The sequence below is a fragment of the Micromonospora sp. ANENR4 genome (genome assembly GCF_015354395.1).
Taxonomy (GTDB): domain Bacteria; phylum Actinomycetota; class Actinomycetes; order Mycobacteriales; family Micromonosporaceae; genus Micromonospora; species Micromonospora aurantiaca.
In genome coordinates this window covers 293,598-307,050 of record NZ_JADKYQ010000007.1, presented here as the reverse complement: position 1 = coordinate 307,050, position 13,453 = coordinate 293,598, and the positions used below count along the sequence as shown (strand labels likewise).

The following is a 13,453-nucleotide window of genomic DNA, read 5'->3' as shown; positions in this document are numbered from 1 at the left end:
CCGCCGAGCGCCGTTGCGGCGCCGCGTCACCGTTCCGCCAAGAATCCGGTGGACTCGGACAGGCAGGTGCGCGACCGTGGGCCACGTGGGCGGCGACGCGGAACATCGGGTGTGGGCGGCGATCAACCGGAACGTGGCACGGCCGCGATGCCCGGTCGACGGGTCAACCGCTCAGTCGGGTAGGCGTGCGGGGACGGGGCGGCGCATAGCGATCCGCTCGGCCGGGTCGAGGCCCAGCGCCGCCTCGGCGGCCAGCAGCTCGATCAGGCCCGCCGTCAGCTCCGTCCCGCTCAGCTCGCGGAATCCGCATCGCACGTAGTAGGGGCCGTTCCACGGCACCGAGCGGAACGTGGTCAGCGTCAGCGCCGGCAACCCCTGCGACGACGCCCACCCCGCCACCCGGTCGAGCAGACGCCGCCCGATGCCACGGCGGGCGTACGCCGGATCGACGCTGAGCTGCTGCACGTGCGCCGCGCCGTCGACCAGATCGGCGAGCGCGAACGCGATCGGCCGGTCGGCCGGGTCGGTCGCCACCCACAGCCGGCCGGCGCGCTGCCCGGCGCCCAGCGCCTCCAGCGGCAACGGCGGCATGTCGGCCACCAGGGTCATGCCGATCTCCCGGAACGGGGTGCCGGAAGCCACCTCGATCCGCTGCACCTCGGTCAGTTCCTCGGCCCTGGCGATCCTGCTGCGCTCCACGGCGCCGACCCTGGCAGAGCGGGGACCGGCAGGCGAGCGGATTTCCCGCACCGCGCTCGCTCCGGATGTTTCGGCGGTGACCAGCGGCGGCGACGCCCGGCGGGCTCGCGGTGTGACGGGCGTCGCCCCGAGCGGGGCTCCGGGCCAGCCGGAACAGTCCTAGCGTCGACCCCATGCCCCTCGCCCGACCCCGCTGATGGGACGCGTCTCGCCGCTCCCGCCGCCTGGGCCGCTGCGCACCCTCGCGTACGCCACGCTGGTCAACACGGTCGGCGCGGGGCTGTGGCTGGCGGGCGGGGCGCTCTACCTGACCCGGGACGTGGGCCTCTCCGCCACCTCGGTGGGCGCCGGGCTCACCGTCGCCGGGCTGGTCGGGCTCAGCGCGAGCGTGCCGCTGGGCGCGCTGGCCGACAGATGGGATCCGCGTACGCTCCGGGCCGTCCTCCAGGTGGGCCAGGCGGTCGCCGCGCTCGCGTACCTGCTGGTCGGCTCGTTCCCGGCGTTCCTGGCGGTGGCGGTGCCGGAGGCGCTGCTCGCGGCCGGCAACCTGGCGGTACGGGCGGCGCTCGTGGCCGCGGTGGGCGGCCCGGACGGCCGGGTGCACGCCTTCGCCACGCTGCGCGCGGTGGCGAACCTGGGCATCACCGTCGGTACCGCGCTGGCCGGGATCGCGCTCGCGGTGGACACGCACCGGGCGTACCAGGTGCTCGTGGTCGGCAACGCGGCCACCTACCTGCTCTCGGCGGCGCTGCTGATGCGCCTGCCGCCGCAGCCGGCCGGCGCCGGCACGCGACGCACGCCGGGCACGCGGCGCGGCGGAGGACGAAGGCGCGGCGGACCGCTGCGCGACGGACGGTTCCTCGCGGTGAGCGGCGTCTCGGCGGTGCTGAGCACGCACGTGACGGTGCTCGTGCTCGTCGTGCCGCTGTGGACGGTGGACCGAGCCGGCGCGCCGCCACCCGTGGTGTCGGCGGTGCTGCTCGCCAACACGGTCCTCACCGTGCTGCTCGCGGTCCGGCTGAGCCGGGGCGCGGAGCGTGCCGCGCCGGCCGCGCGGAAGCTGCGCCGGGCCGGGCTGGTGCTCGCGGCGGCGACACCGCTGTACGCGGCGACGGCCGGCCTGCCGGTGCTCCCGGCGGTCGTCCTGCTGCTCGTCGCGACCGCGGTGTGGACGGTGGGCGACCTGTGGCACGGCGCGGCCGGGGCGGGCCTCGCCTACGACCTGGCCCCGCCCGGCGCGATCGGGGCCTACCAGGGCGCGGACGGCCTGCTCACCGGGCTGGCCCAGGCGCTCGGCCGGGGCCTGCTCACGCTGCTGGTGCTCGGTGGCGGTCCGGTCGGCTGGCTGGTGCTCGGCGGGATCTTCGCCACCGCCGGGCTGGCCGCCCCGGCGCTGGCCGGCCGGGCGATCGCGAACCGGCGGGCGCCGGAACCACGGCCCGCCGGTGTGCCGGGGTGAGCCGCGTGTAGCAGCATGGCGGGATGACCGACCGGCAGAGCATCACGATCCGTCCGGGTGGGCCCGGCGACGCGCCCACGCTGCTGCGGCTGCTCGACAGCGCTACCGCCTGGCTGGCCGAACTGGGGCGTACCGACCAGTGGGGCACCGAGCCGGCGTCGATCGATCCGCGCCGCATCGCCCAGGCCGACGCGTGGGCGGCCGGGGACGGCCTGTACCTCGCCGAGATCGACGCGACGGTGGCCGGCGCGCTGGTGGTGGGCGCGGCGACCGACTACGTGCCGCCCGCCACCGAGCCGGAGCTGTACGTGAACCTGCTGGTCACCGACCGCGCGTACGCGGGGCGTGGCGTGGGGGCGCGGTTGCTCGCGTTCGCGGCGGAGCTGGCCCGCGAACGCGGCGTCGGCCTGCTGCGGGTGGACTGCTTCCGCAGCCCCGACCGGGCGCTCGTGCGGTTCTACGAGAGCTGCGGCTTCACCGCCACCGAGCCGTTCACGGTGGAGCGGCCGGGCCGCCCGACGTGGACCGGGCAGGTGCTGGAGCGCCGGGTCGGCTGAGTCAGCCGATCTCCTCGTCCACGAAGCACCAGCGCCACGACTCCCCCGGCTGGACCGACCGCATCACCGGGTGCCCGGCGGACTCGAAGTGCTTCGTGGCGTGCTGGTACGGCGAGGAGTCGCAGCAGCCCACGTGCCCGCAGGTCAGGCAGGCGCGCAGGTGCACCCAGTCGGGGTTGCCGACGGCCACGCAGTCCGGGCACTCGGTCGTGGTGGCGGGTTCGGCCGTGCCCGCCTCGGCCAGGTGCTGGCAGCTCACTCGACGACCTCCTGTCGCAGCATGGACTCCTCCAGATCCAGATCACGATAGGCGCGGGTGAGCACCTCCTCCGGGATCTGGCCGGAGTCGCGGGCAGCCCGGAACACCTCCCGCTCCGCGTCGATCATCTCCTGCCGCAGGCGCGCGTACGCCTGGGAGGGGGTTTCCCGTCCGGTGCCGCCGAGCCGCTCCCAGGCCAGGTTGGCCCGGGAGGTGGTGAGCCCGCGCAGGCGTTCCACCACCGCCTCCGGCGCACCAGCGGCCAGTTCGTCGAGGCGTTCCCGGGCGGCCCGGCTGGCCCGCTGCTGCACCCCGGCCGCGGACAGCGCGTCCTGCACCGGGTCGTCCGGGGGCAGCCGCAGCCGCCGGGCCACCCAGGGCAGCGTGGCGCCCTGCCCGACGAGCGTCGCGACGATCACCGCGAAGGCGAGCCAGATGAGCAGCGCACGCGGGTACGGCGCGTCGTCGGCGAGCGTGAGCGGCAGGCCCAGCGCGGCGGCGAGCGTCACCACGCCGCGCATGCCGGCCCAGCCGATGACGACGGGGAACTGCACCGGCGGCGCCGGGTCGCGCTGCCGGATCCGGGGCACGAGCCGGGCCAGGTAGGTGGCCGGGAACACCCAGACGAACCGGGACAGGAAGACGGCGACCAGCACCGCGGCGGTGATCGCGGCCAGCGAGCCGAACGGCTCGTCGAGGTCGCGGACCACCTCCGGCAGTTGCAGGCCGACCAGCAGGAACACCAGTCCTTCGAGGAGGAACCGGATCAGCCGCCAGAACGCGGTCACCTGGAGCCGGGAGGCGGCCGACAGCAGCGTGGGCAGCTTGTGCCCGATGCCGAGGCCGGTCACCACCACCGCGACCACGCCGGAGGCGTGGATCTCCTCGGCGGCGAAGACCACGGCGAACGGCACGATCAGCGACAGCGCGTTGTCCAGCACCGGGTCGGTGATGCGCTTGTGCAGGTAGCCGAAGACCACCACGCCGAGCAGGCCGACCAGGATGCCGCCACCGGCCGCGACGACCACCTCGCGGGCCACGTCGCCGACGCCGACGCCGCCGGTGGTGGCGGTCGCGGCGACGATCGCCACCCGCAGCAGCACCAGTGCGGTGGCGTCGTTGACCAGGCTCTCGCCCTCCAGGATGGTGACGACCCGCCGGGGCAGGCCGACCCGCCGGGCCACCGCGGTGGCGGCGACCGCGTCCGGCGGCGCCACCACCGCGCCGAGCGCCAGGCAGATCGCGTACGGCAGTTCGGGCAGGAACCAGTGCACGACGGTGCCCACCGCGAACGCGGTGAAGACGACCAGCCCGACGGCGAGCAGCAGGATCGGCCGCAGGTTGAGCCGGAACGCCGGCACCGACGTCTCCAGCGCCGCCACGTAGAGCAGCGGCGGCAGGATGCCCACCAGCACCAGGTCCGGGTCCAGCCGCACGTGCGGGAAGAACGGCAGGTAGGACAACGCGAGGCCGAGCACCACCAGCAGGATCGGCGCGAGCAGGCCGAGCCGACGGGCCAGCGCCGCACCGAAGGTCGCGATGGCCAGGAAGACCACGACCTCGAACAGAGCATCCACGAACGACGAGCCTAGGCGGCGACGGGCAGATGTGTGATCAGGCGGCGGAGCGCAACTTCGGCAGCACCTCGGCGCCGAACGTGTCGATGAACGCGCGCTGCTCCTGCCCGACGTGGTGCAGCGCGATCCGGTCGAAGCCCAGCGCCACGTACTCCTCCAGCCAGCCGATGTGCCGGCCCAGGTCGGCGGAGACGTTCACGGTCTCGGCGACCTTGGACATCGGCACGTCGGCGCTCGCCACGTCGAAGTGCTCGGGTGTCTCCAGGTCCCAGCAGACCGGCGGCGCGAACACGTTGCTGCGCCACTGCTCGTACGCGATCGCCTCGGCCTGCTCCTGCTCGGGCGCCCAGCTCACGTGCACCTGGAGGTGCAGCGGACCGCGTCCGCCCGCGTCCCGGTAGGCGTCGATCATCCGCCGCAGGTGCTCGACCGGCGCGTTGACGGTGATCAGCCCGTCGGCCCACTCGGCACACCAGCGCGCGGTGGCGATGCTGACGGCGGCGCCGACCAGCGCGGGCGGCTCCTCCGGCCGGGTCCACAGCTTCGCCCGGTCGACGGTGACGAGGCCGTCGTGACTGACCTCCTCGCCTGCGAGGAGCGCCCGGATCACGTCGACGCACTCACGCAGCCGGGCCGTACGGATGTCCTTGCGCGGCCAGACCTCGCCGGTGATGTGCTCGTTCGACGCCTCGCCGGTGCCCAGCGCGGCCCAGAACCGGCCCGGGTACATGGCGCCGAGCGTCCCGATGGCCTGCGCGATGATCGCCGGGTGGTAGCGCTGGCCGGGCGCGTTCACCACGCCGAAGGACAGGTTCGTGGCCTGGAGCGCGGCGCCGAGCCAGGACCAGGCGAACCCGGACTGGCCCTGCCGCTCGCTCCACGGTGAGAAGTGGTCGGAGCACATGGCCGCGTCGAAGCCGGCGCGCTCGGCGTGGATCACCGCCTCCAGCAGCCGGGCCGGGTGGATCTGCTCGTGGGATGCGTGGAAGCCGAACGCCGTCATGGTGGGCTTTCCTACCCGTGACGGCGTCCGGCCAATCGCCTTTACTCGGAGTGCGCGCCGGCGCCCGCGCCGGCCTCGCCCTCGCCGATCCACACGGTCTTGGTGTTGCAGAACTCGCGCATCCCGGCGGCGGACAGTTCGCGGCCGTACCCGGAGTTCTTCACGCCGCCGAACGGCAGCTCCGGATAGGACGTGGTCATGCCGTTGATGAACACGTTGCCGGCGTCCAGGTCGACGGCGAAGCGCTCCTGCTCGGCGGGGTCGTTGGTCCAGGCGTTGGAGCCGAGGCCGAAGCTGGTGCCGTTGGCGACCGCGATCGCCTCGTCGTACGAGCCGACCCGGTAGAGCCCGGCGACCGGCCCGAACACCTCCTCGCTCCACATCCGCATCTCCGGGCGCAGGTCGGTGACCACAGTCGGCGGGTAGTACCAGCCGTCCCCGGCCGGCTTCTCGCCGCCGCAGAGCACCGTCGCGCCCTGGTTCACCGCGTCGGTGACCTGCGCGTGCACCTCGTCGCGGCCGCGCTCGCTGGCGAGCGGACCGACGTCGGTGCCGTCGTCCATCGGGTCGCCGACCCGCAGCGCCGCCATCCGGGCGGCGAACTTCTCGGCGAACGCGTCGAAGACGTCGGTGTGCACGATGAACCGCTTCGCGGCGATGCAGGACTGCCCGTTGTTCTGGCAGCGGGCCGTGGTCGCGACCTCGGCGGCGGTGTCCAGGTCGGCCGAGGGCATCACCACGAACGGGTCGCTGCCGCCCAGCTCCAGCACCGTCTTCTTGATCTCCCGGCCGGCGATCTGGGCGATGGACCGGCCGGCCGGCTCGCTGCCGGTGAGCGTGGCGGCGCGGACGCGGGGGTCGCTGAGGATCCGGTCGACCGCGTCGGAGCCGACCAGCAGGGTGGTGAACGCGCCCTCGGGGAATCCGGCCCGGCGGAACAGGTCCTCCAGGTAGAGCGCGGTCTGCGGCACGTTCGAGGCGTGCTTGAGCAGGCCGGTGTTGCCCGCCATCAGGGCCGGGGCGGCGAACCGCATCACCTGCCACAGCGGGAAGTTCCACGGCATCACCGCGAGCACCGGGCCGATCGGCTGGTAGCGCACGTACGCCCGCTTCGCCTTGACCGCGGCGGCGTCGGCCGGCTCGTCCGCGAGCATCCGCGGCGCGTTCTGCGCATAGAAGCGGCAGGCGGTGGCGCACTTGGTGACCTCCGCCTTCGCGGCGGCGTACGTCTTGCCCATCTCGGTGGTCATCAGCCGGGCCGTCTCGTCGCGCTCGGCGTCGAGCAGGTCGGCGGCGGCGACGAGCCACCGGGCCCGCTGCGCGATCGTGGTGTCGCGCAACTGCCGGAAGGCGAGGTCGGCCCGCTCGATCGCGGCGTCGATCTGCTCGTCCGACATCGCCTCGTACGTCTTGAGCACCTGTCCGGTGGCGGGATTGGTGGTGGCGATGGGCATCTCGTACTCCTGTCACTCGAACAGCGAGTGCCGCACGCCCGGCTCCTCCCGGCGGCGCGCGGCGCGGCGGCGCTGGATCACGACCAGGTCGACCACCGCCACCACGGCGAGCAGCGCGCAGACGACACCCAGCCAGGCGATGTCTGCGGCGAACGCGAGCACCGCGAAGACGGTCATCACGACCAGACCGAACGTGGCGAGCGCGAGCCGCAGGTTCAGGGCGCTGTTCGCGTGGCCGACCGTGCCGCGGGCACGGCGGGGCTGTGATCGGGTCATTCCTGGGGCCTACCCCGGCACGGGCGGGGATAACCGGCCAGGGCGGGAACGCCGGTGATCCGGGACACCCGGCGGGCAGGCGCCGGATGCGCCCGGACAGCGGGTGCGTTACATCGGTGCGCCGGTACCGGCGGAGATCCCGCGGACGGTGGAGAGGATGGCATGACCACGACGCAGGCCGTACCCGTTACCGTCGCCGTGTCCCGGCGCGCCGACCCGGCGCGTACCGACGAGGTGGTGGCGTGGATGCGGGCCGGGACGGCGCTCGCGGAGAGCTTCCCGGGCTTCCTCGGCGCCGGTTTCGTCCGCAGCGCCCCCGGCTCGGGCGAGTGGCACGTGATGTACCGCTTCGCCGACGCGGACACGCTGCGCGACTGGGAGGACTCGCCGCAACGGCGTTGGTGGCTCAGCTCGGCGCAGGGCATCGTCGAGCACACCCGGGTGGAGCGCCGCACCGGCATCGAGGGCTGGTTCGACCCGCCGGTGGACCACGTGGTCGAGACGTTCGGCGAGCCGGAACCGGCCGCGCCGCCGCGCTGGAAGCAGGCGGTCACGATCTGGCTGGCGTTCTTCCCGCTCAGCCTGGCCGCCACGCTGCTGACCACCCGGTTCCTCGCCGGCGTGCCGCTGGCCGCCCGGACGCTGCTGATGACGCTCGTGCTCACCCCGCTGATGACCTACCTGGTGCTGCCCCGGATCACCCGGGCGCTGCACCGGTGGCTGCACGGCCGGCCTGCGCCGACACGACAGATGTGAACGACGGTGATCGGTGCCCGATAGCCGACAGAACCGCCACCGGGGCCCCGCCGGGGCATAGGGTCGACGCGCCCGTTGCCGCCGCCGGACGGGGGACCGATGAGACGCTGGATCGCCGCGCTGGCCTGCCTGGCGGCGCTCGTCGCGCTGGCCTGTGACGGCTCCGGCGAGGCGTCACCCCGGCCGTCCGGCACACCCGCCCCCGGCGAGCCCCGGGTGCTGGTCGCGCTCGGCGACTCGGTCAGCACCGGCTACGGCTCCTGCCTGGTGCTGGTGAGCTGCGAACGCAACTCCTGGTCGACCGGGGACGGCCTGCGGGTGGATAGCCTCTACCGGCGGCTGCGCGCCGACGCGCCGGGGCTGCGGGCGTACAACCGGGCGGTGCCCGGGGCGCGCGCGGCCGCGCTGGCCGGCCAGGCCCGGTCGGCGGTACGCGACAAGGCCGACCTGGTCACCGTGCTGATCGGGGCGAACGACGCCTGCCGGGGCGACGTCGACGACATGACGCCGGTCGCCACCTTCCGCGACCAGGTCGACGCGGGGCTGGGCGTGCTGCGCGAGGGCCGGCCGAAGGCCCGGGTGCTGGTGGTCAGCATCCCGGACCTGTACCGGCTCTGGCAGATCGGGCACACCGAGCCCCGCGCCGTGCGGGCCTGGTCGCGGGGCGTCTGCCCGTCGCTGCTCGCAGGCGCCACGTCGACCGCACCCGCCGCGGTGGCCCGCCGGGCCCGCGTCAAGGACCGGATCGAGGCGTACGACGGGCAACTGCGCGCCGCCTGCCGGGCGTACGGGTCACGCTGCCGGTGGGACGGCGGCGCGGTGCACCGCCACCGCTTCGACCTGGACCAGGTCAACGCGCTCGACTGGTTCCACCCGAACGCGACCGGGCAGGGCCGGCTGGCCGAGGTGGCCTGGGACGCCTCCGGCTGGTCAGGGCTGGCGCGGGCCGGGTAGCTGCGGGGGACCGGCGGCGCGGTAGAGGGCACGCGTACGGTCGGCCAGTTCCTTGGTGGCCGACGAGTTGGCCCAGGTGCCGAGCACGATCGCGGCGCCCGGCACGACCTTGGCGAACATCCGCTTGGCGGCCCGCACCCCGGCCATCCGGGCCAGCCGGACCCCGAGCTGGAGCATCACCCGGCCCAGCGCCCGGTCACCGGCGGAGCCGAACAGGGCTCCGGCGCGCTCCCGGCCGGCGGCCACGCCCAGCGCGAGGCGGGCCGTCTCGGCGACCTTGTGCACCCGCTGGAGCACCAGCAGGTCGGTGGCCCGGTCCGGGTGCGCCGGGTCGACGCCGTAGGCGGCCGCGACGTGCAGCACCAGCCGGGCCTGGGTCCAGGCCAGCACGCCCACGTCGATCACCGCGCCGGGCAGCCCGGCCGCGCCGGACACCGCACCGGAGAGCCGGGCGTGGTTGACGAACTTGCGGACCGCCTGGTCGGCCAGGTGCTCCGGCGGGGCGTCCGGCCGCAGCGCCCGCTCCCGGGCGGCCCACTGGGCGGCCTCCGGGCCGAGCCGGCGCACCGCCTCCAGGGCCAGGTGCTCCGGCGCGTACTGCGGATCCTCCCGCATCCGGTCCCACAGCTTGGCCGGTGGCGCCTCGGGCACCTCCACCGGCGGGACGGGGGCGGCGGGGACGGCGTTGGGCTCCCCGTCGACGGGGGCGGGGTCGGTCACGAAGGGCTCCGGAGGCTCGTGCGGCGGGGTGACGCGGGTCAGCGCCGGCGCGACTGCAGCCGGGTCGCGATCTGCCGCAGCCGGGCCTGGTTCTCCGGCTTCGACATCTCACGCCGGCCGCGATCGACCAGTTGCTGGCCCCGCGGCGACCGCAGGAAGGCGGTGATCCGTTGCATCAGCGACATGAGAGTCCTCCCGTCCCGCGGTCCCCTTCATGTGTACCTGGGACCGGCAAGCCCCCTGATACCCGAATCGGCCCTTCCGCAACCACCCGTCCGGGTCAGCCCAGGATCTCGGCCACCACCTCGCCGGCGCGCCACTCGTGCTGGGCGTACGCGTCCGGGAACGCGGAGATCTGCACGGCCTGGGCGGCCACCGAGAGCGGCAGGCTCTGCCAGCCGGGGATCTCGGCCAGCGCGGACAGGAACGCCTTCGTCGCGTACTCGGGGTCCATGAGCTGCTCGACGGTGCCCCAGCCGCTGCTGGGGCGCTGCTGGAACAGCCCGACCGAGTCGTGGTCCCAGCCGATGGCCTGGTGCGGGTAGTTCTGCGACTCGGGCAGCACGCCGCTGGCGTAGTTGAGCAGGGTGCTCTCCTGCATGGCGGTGGCCACCGCGATGACCAGGGCGCGGCGCGGCATGCCCATCTCCCTGCCGGCCTGCACGATCTTCTTGGCGTTGTTCATCTGGGTGCGGTCCAGACCGGCGACCGGGACGATCTGCCGGACGGTCTTCTTCGGCTTGGGCTTGGTGGTCGCCTTGGGGCTCGCCGTCGCGGACGGGGTGGCGCTGGGGGTGGCGGGGGCGGTGCTCGGCCGGGTCATGGCCCGGGAGGCCGGGTCGACCTCCGCGCGCTCGGCGACCTCCGCCGAGGGCGCCGGGGCGGCGGCGCGGTCCGGGGCGCCGAAGCCGGCCTGGCTGACACCGACCAGGCCGAGGCAGCAGGCCGCGCCGGTGGCGACCGCCAGCTTCGTCCGGCCGGGCCGGGGGTTCATGGGTGCCCAGAAGCGGGTACGCCGGAAGAGTCCCTGGAGCTTCGCCGAACGGTTGGTGGAGGGGGTACCGTCCGAACGGTCAGCCGGGCGGCCGGAGCCGAACGGGTCGTCGAGGTTGCCGTCGTTACGCATCCGACGAGGCTAGGCAGGGCAAACCGGGATCACCCAGGCCGAAAGGGTGGCCCTCGCCACACTTTGGCCGCTCCGAAGCGGACGGTCCACCCCGGTGCGGGCCGGCGAACCACGGACCTCGGGAACCGGACCAATCACCCGGGCGACGGCGCGCGCGGCGGCGCGGGCAGAAACGCCGCAGACCTCCAGGTCCCGCCCGATGATCGACTAACTCGTCCGTTCGGACGATCCGGATATGGGTCGCCGGACCGGGGCGTAGCCGAATCGTGATCATCATCCGGGCATCGGACGTGGCCGTAACGGAATGGACCACCCACCCCGGTACGTTTGCCGAACCGGGGAGTCCGCACACTCGGCGCTCCCCCGCACGCGTCGACAGGGAGGACCCCACCGGTGCTCGATCCACACGAGCTCTACGAACTCACCGACGAGCTGCCCGAGCTCGGCCAGCCGGTGCTGATCCAGGCGCTCACCGGCTTCGTCGACGCCGGCAACGCCACCCGGCTGGCCCGGGAACAGCTGCTCACCTCGCTCGACGCCCAGGTCATCGCCCGCTTCGACGTGGACCAGGTCTTCGACTACCGCTCCCGCCGCCCGGTGATGACGTTCGTCGAGGACCACTGGGAGTCATACGACGCCCCGGCGCTGGAGCTGCACCTGCTGCGCGACGACGACGAGACCCCGTTCCTGCTGCTCACCGGCCCGGAGCCGGACCTGCAGTGGGAGCGTTTCGTGGCCGCCGTCGCCGGGCTCAGCGCCCGCCTCGACGTCCGCCTCACCGTCGGGCTCAACTCGATCCCGATGGCCGTGCCGCACACCCGGCCCAGCGGCGTCACCGCGCACGCCACCCGCAAGGACCTGATCGCCGGGCACGAGCCGTGGCTGCAGAAGGTGCAGGTGCCGGCCGGCGTCGGTCACCTGCTGGAGTACCGCCTCGGCGAGCAGGGGCGCGACGCCCTCGGCTTCGCCGCGCACGTGCCGCACTACGTGGCCCAGGCCGAGTACCCGGCCGCCGCCGAGGCGCTGCTGTCCGCCGTGTCCCGCAGCACCGGCCTGCTGCTGCCCGTCGAGGCGCTGCGGACCGCCGCCGAGGCGGTCCGGGTGGAGATCGACCGCCAGGTCACCCAGACCGAGGAGGCGGCGACGCTGGTCCAGGCGCTGGAGGAGCAGTACGACGCGTTCGCCCGCGGCCGGGGCGAGAAGAACCTGCTCGCCGGCGAGACCGGGCCGCTGCCCACCGCCGACGAACTCGGGGCCGAGCTGGAACGCTTCCTCGCCGAGCAGACCCGCCCCGGCGACACCCCGGAGCGCTGAGGCGGCGGGGCGGGCGGCGATGCGGCAGGCTGGGGACATGCGCCTGGCGACCTGGAACGTCAACTCGGTGAAGGCCCGCCTGCCCCGGCTGCTCGACTGGCTGGCCACCACGAAACCCGACGTCGTGTGCCTGCAGGAGACCAAGTGCCCCGACGGGGCGTTCCCGGTCGCCGAGGTGGGCGAGCTGGGCTACGAGGTGGCCAGCCACAGCGACGGGCGGTGGAACGGCGTCGCCGTGCTGTCCCGGGTCGGGCTGGCCGACGTGGCGGTCGGCTTCCCGGGCGAGCCCGGGTTCCCCGAGCCCGAGGCCCGCGCCATCTCGGCCACCTGCGACGGGCTGCGGGTCTGGTCGGTGTACGTGCCGAACGGCCGTGCGCCGGACGACCCGCACTACGCGTACAAGCTGGCCTGGTTCGCGGCGCTGCGCGACGCGCTGGAAGCCGAGGTCGCCGGCCCCCTGCCGGTGGCCGTCTGCGGCGACTTCAACGTGGCGCCCACCGACGCCGACGTCTGGGACCCGGCGCTGTTCGTCACCTCCACCCACGTCACCCCAGCCGAGCGGGCCGCCCTCGCCGCGCTGCGTGACCTGGGACTGGAGGACGTGGTGCCGACGCCGATGAAGGGGCCGCACCCGTTCACGTACTGGGACTACCGGGCCGGGATGTTCCACCAGAACAAGGGCATGCGGATCGACCTGGTGTACGCGAGCGCGTCGTTCGCCCGCACGGTCCGCTCCGCGTACGTGGACCGGGAGGCCCGCAAGGGCAAGGGCCCGTCCGACCACGCCCCGATCGTGGTCGACGCGGACCTGGCACCGGCCGTCGAGACGTTCTGAGCGCGACGCTGGTTAGGGTGGACACATGGCTGTCGTGAAGATCAACGCGATCGACGTCCCGTCCGGCGCCGGCGAGGAGCTGGAGAAGCGGTTCGCGGCCCGGGCCGGCGCGGTGGAGAACTCCCCCGGCTTCCTCGGTTTCGAGCTGCTGCGCCCGGTCGCCGGGGACACCCGCTACTTCGTGTACACGCGCTGGGAGAGCGAGGAGGCCTATCAGGCGTGGGCGCAGGGCCCGTCCCGGGCCGCGCACGCCGAGGGCGGCGAACCCCGCAAGCCCGTCGCCACCGGCGCCACCCTGCTGGAGTTCGAGGTGGTCCAGCAGGTCCCCGCCACCCCCTGACCCCGCCTTCCCTTGTCTTCTCGGTCGATCATGAAGTTGGCGGTACAGGTTGCCCGTTTCGTCACCGCCAACCTCATGATCGACGTGGTCAGGGCCGGGGCGCGCGCAGATCTTGGAAGATTTG

The 13,453-nt window shown here is 74.1% G+C and carries 16 protein-coding genes; 7 read left to right on the top strand and 9 right to left on the bottom strand.

From position 1 onward, the window contains the following. Nucleotides 1-171: 171 nt before the first annotated feature. The gene (locus IRY44_RS14850; RefSeq protein WP_269696524.1) at nucleotides 172-699 is read right to left on the bottom strand and encodes a GNAT family N-acetyltransferase; all 528 of its coding nucleotides are present in this window, start codon (nucleotides 697-699) and stop codon (nucleotides 172-174) included. Between the two features lie 196 nt (nucleotides 700-895). Between IRY44_RS14850 and IRY44_RS14845 the strand changes: the two genes are divergently transcribed. Together IRY44_RS14845 and IRY44_RS14840 are read left to right on the top strand one after the other, a co-directional pair. After that, the gene (locus IRY44_RS14845; RefSeq protein ID WP_194800979.1) at nucleotides 896-2,158 is read left to right on the top strand and encodes an MFS transporter; all 1,263 of its coding nucleotides are present in this window, start codon (nucleotides 896-898) and stop codon (nucleotides 2,156-2,158) included. A 23-nt stretch (nucleotides 2,159-2,181) separates the two neighbouring features. Further along, nucleotides 2,182-2,715 carry a GNAT family N-acetyltransferase gene (locus IRY44_RS14840; RefSeq protein WP_194800978.1) on the top strand — a complete coding sequence of 178 codons (534 nt, stop codon included), beginning with the start codon at nucleotides 2,182-2,184 and terminating at the stop codon, nucleotides 2,713-2,715. A gap of 1 nt (nucleotide 2,716) precedes the next feature. Here IRY44_RS14840 and IRY44_RS14835 read toward each other — a convergent pair whose 3' ends face one another. Genes IRY44_RS14835 through IRY44_RS14815 form a run of 5 tightly spaced genes read right to left on the bottom strand, consistent with a single transcriptional unit; the run spans nucleotide 2,717 to nucleotide 7,284 of the window. After that, nucleotides 2,717-2,974, bottom strand: a complete 258-nt coding sequence (locus IRY44_RS14835) for a UBP-type zinc finger domain-containing protein (RefSeq protein ID WP_194800977.1) — start codon at nucleotides 2,972-2,974, stop codon at nucleotides 2,717-2,719. After that, complete coding sequence (locus IRY44_RS14830) at nucleotides 2,971-4,551, bottom strand: Na+/H+ antiporter (RefSeq protein WP_194800976.1); 1,581 nt, start codon at nucleotides 4,549-4,551, stop codon at nucleotides 2,971-2,973. The genes IRY44_RS14835 and IRY44_RS14830 overlap by 4 nt, the downstream gene beginning before the upstream one ends. A 37-nt stretch (nucleotides 4,552-4,588) precedes the next feature. Further along, a complete protein-coding gene (locus IRY44_RS14825) occupies nucleotides 4,589-5,554 on the bottom strand; it encodes a TIGR03885 family FMN-dependent LLM class oxidoreductase (RefSeq protein ID WP_194800975.1) in 966 nt (321 codons plus the stop codon). Nucleotides 5,555-5,595: 41 nt separating this feature from the next. Further along, nucleotides 5,596-7,008, bottom strand: coding sequence for an NADP-dependent succinic semialdehyde dehydrogenase (locus tag IRY44_RS14820; protein WP_194800974.1), 1,413 nt, complete (start codon nucleotides 7,006-7,008; stop codon nucleotides 5,596-5,598). Nucleotides 7,009-7,020: 12 nt separating this feature from the next. After that, nucleotides 7,021-7,284, bottom strand: coding sequence for a DUF6343 family protein (locus tag IRY44_RS14815; RefSeq protein WP_013285356.1), 264 nt, complete (start codon nucleotides 7,282-7,284; stop codon nucleotides 7,021-7,023). Between the two features lie 162 nt (nucleotides 7,285-7,446). On the opposite strand from IRY44_RS14815, the gene IRY44_RS14810 reads away from it, so the two are divergent. Together IRY44_RS14810 and IRY44_RS14805 are read left to right on the top strand one after the other, a co-directional pair. Next, nucleotides 7,447-8,040: an antibiotic biosynthesis monooxygenase gene (locus IRY44_RS14810; RefSeq protein WP_194800973.1), complete on the top strand. Its 594-nt coding sequence runs from the start codon at nucleotides 7,447-7,449 to the stop codon at nucleotides 8,038-8,040. A gap of 99 nt (nucleotides 8,041-8,139) precedes the next feature. Next, nucleotides 8,140-8,994 carry a GDSL-type esterase/lipase family protein gene (locus IRY44_RS14805; RefSeq protein WP_194800972.1) on the top strand — a complete coding sequence of 285 codons (855 nt, stop codon included), beginning with the start codon at nucleotides 8,140-8,142 and terminating at the stop codon, nucleotides 8,992-8,994. Here IRY44_RS14805 and IRY44_RS14800 read toward each other — a convergent pair. The 3 genes from IRY44_RS14800 to IRY44_RS14790 form a co-directional block, all read right to left on the bottom strand. After that, a complete protein-coding gene (locus IRY44_RS14800) occupies nucleotides 8,971-9,714 on the bottom strand; it encodes an EcsC family protein (RefSeq protein WP_194800971.1) in 744 nt (247 codons plus the stop codon). The two genes, IRY44_RS14805 and IRY44_RS14800, sit on opposite strands and share 24 nt — an antisense overlap. Before the next feature lie 38 nt (nucleotides 9,715-9,752). Further along, complete coding sequence (locus IRY44_RS14795) at nucleotides 9,753-9,899, bottom strand: hypothetical protein (RefSeq protein ID WP_166456378.1); 147 nt, start codon at nucleotides 9,897-9,899, stop codon at nucleotides 9,753-9,755. 95 nt (nucleotides 9,900-9,994) lie between these two features. Then, nucleotides 9,995-10,840 carry a peptidase M23 gene (locus tag IRY44_RS14790; RefSeq protein WP_194800970.1) on the bottom strand — a complete coding sequence of 282 codons (846 nt, stop codon included), beginning with the start codon at nucleotides 10,838-10,840 and terminating at the stop codon, nucleotides 9,995-9,997. A gap of 393 nt (nucleotides 10,841-11,233) precedes the next feature. On the opposite strand from IRY44_RS14790, the gene IRY44_RS14785 reads away from it, so the two are divergent. Genes IRY44_RS14785 through IRY44_RS14775 form a run of 3 tightly spaced genes read left to right on the top strand, consistent with a single transcriptional unit; the run spans nucleotide 11,234 to nucleotide 13,329 of the window. After that, nucleotides 11,234-12,154 (top strand): proteasome assembly chaperone family protein, encoded by a 921-nt coding sequence (locus IRY44_RS14785; protein WP_194800969.1) that lies wholly within the window; start codon nucleotides 11,234-11,236, stop codon nucleotides 12,152-12,154. A 37-nt stretch (nucleotides 12,155-12,191) separates the two neighbouring features. Next, a complete protein-coding gene (locus IRY44_RS14780; protein WP_194800968.1) occupies nucleotides 12,192-12,989 on the top strand; it encodes an exodeoxyribonuclease III in 798 nt (265 codons plus the stop codon). 25 nt (nucleotides 12,990-13,014) lie between these two features. Then, complete coding sequence (locus IRY44_RS14775) at nucleotides 13,015-13,329, top strand: antibiotic biosynthesis monooxygenase (protein WP_194800967.1); 315 nt, start codon at nucleotides 13,015-13,017, stop codon at nucleotides 13,327-13,329. The last annotated feature ends 124 nt before the right edge of the window (nucleotides 13,330-13,453 follow it).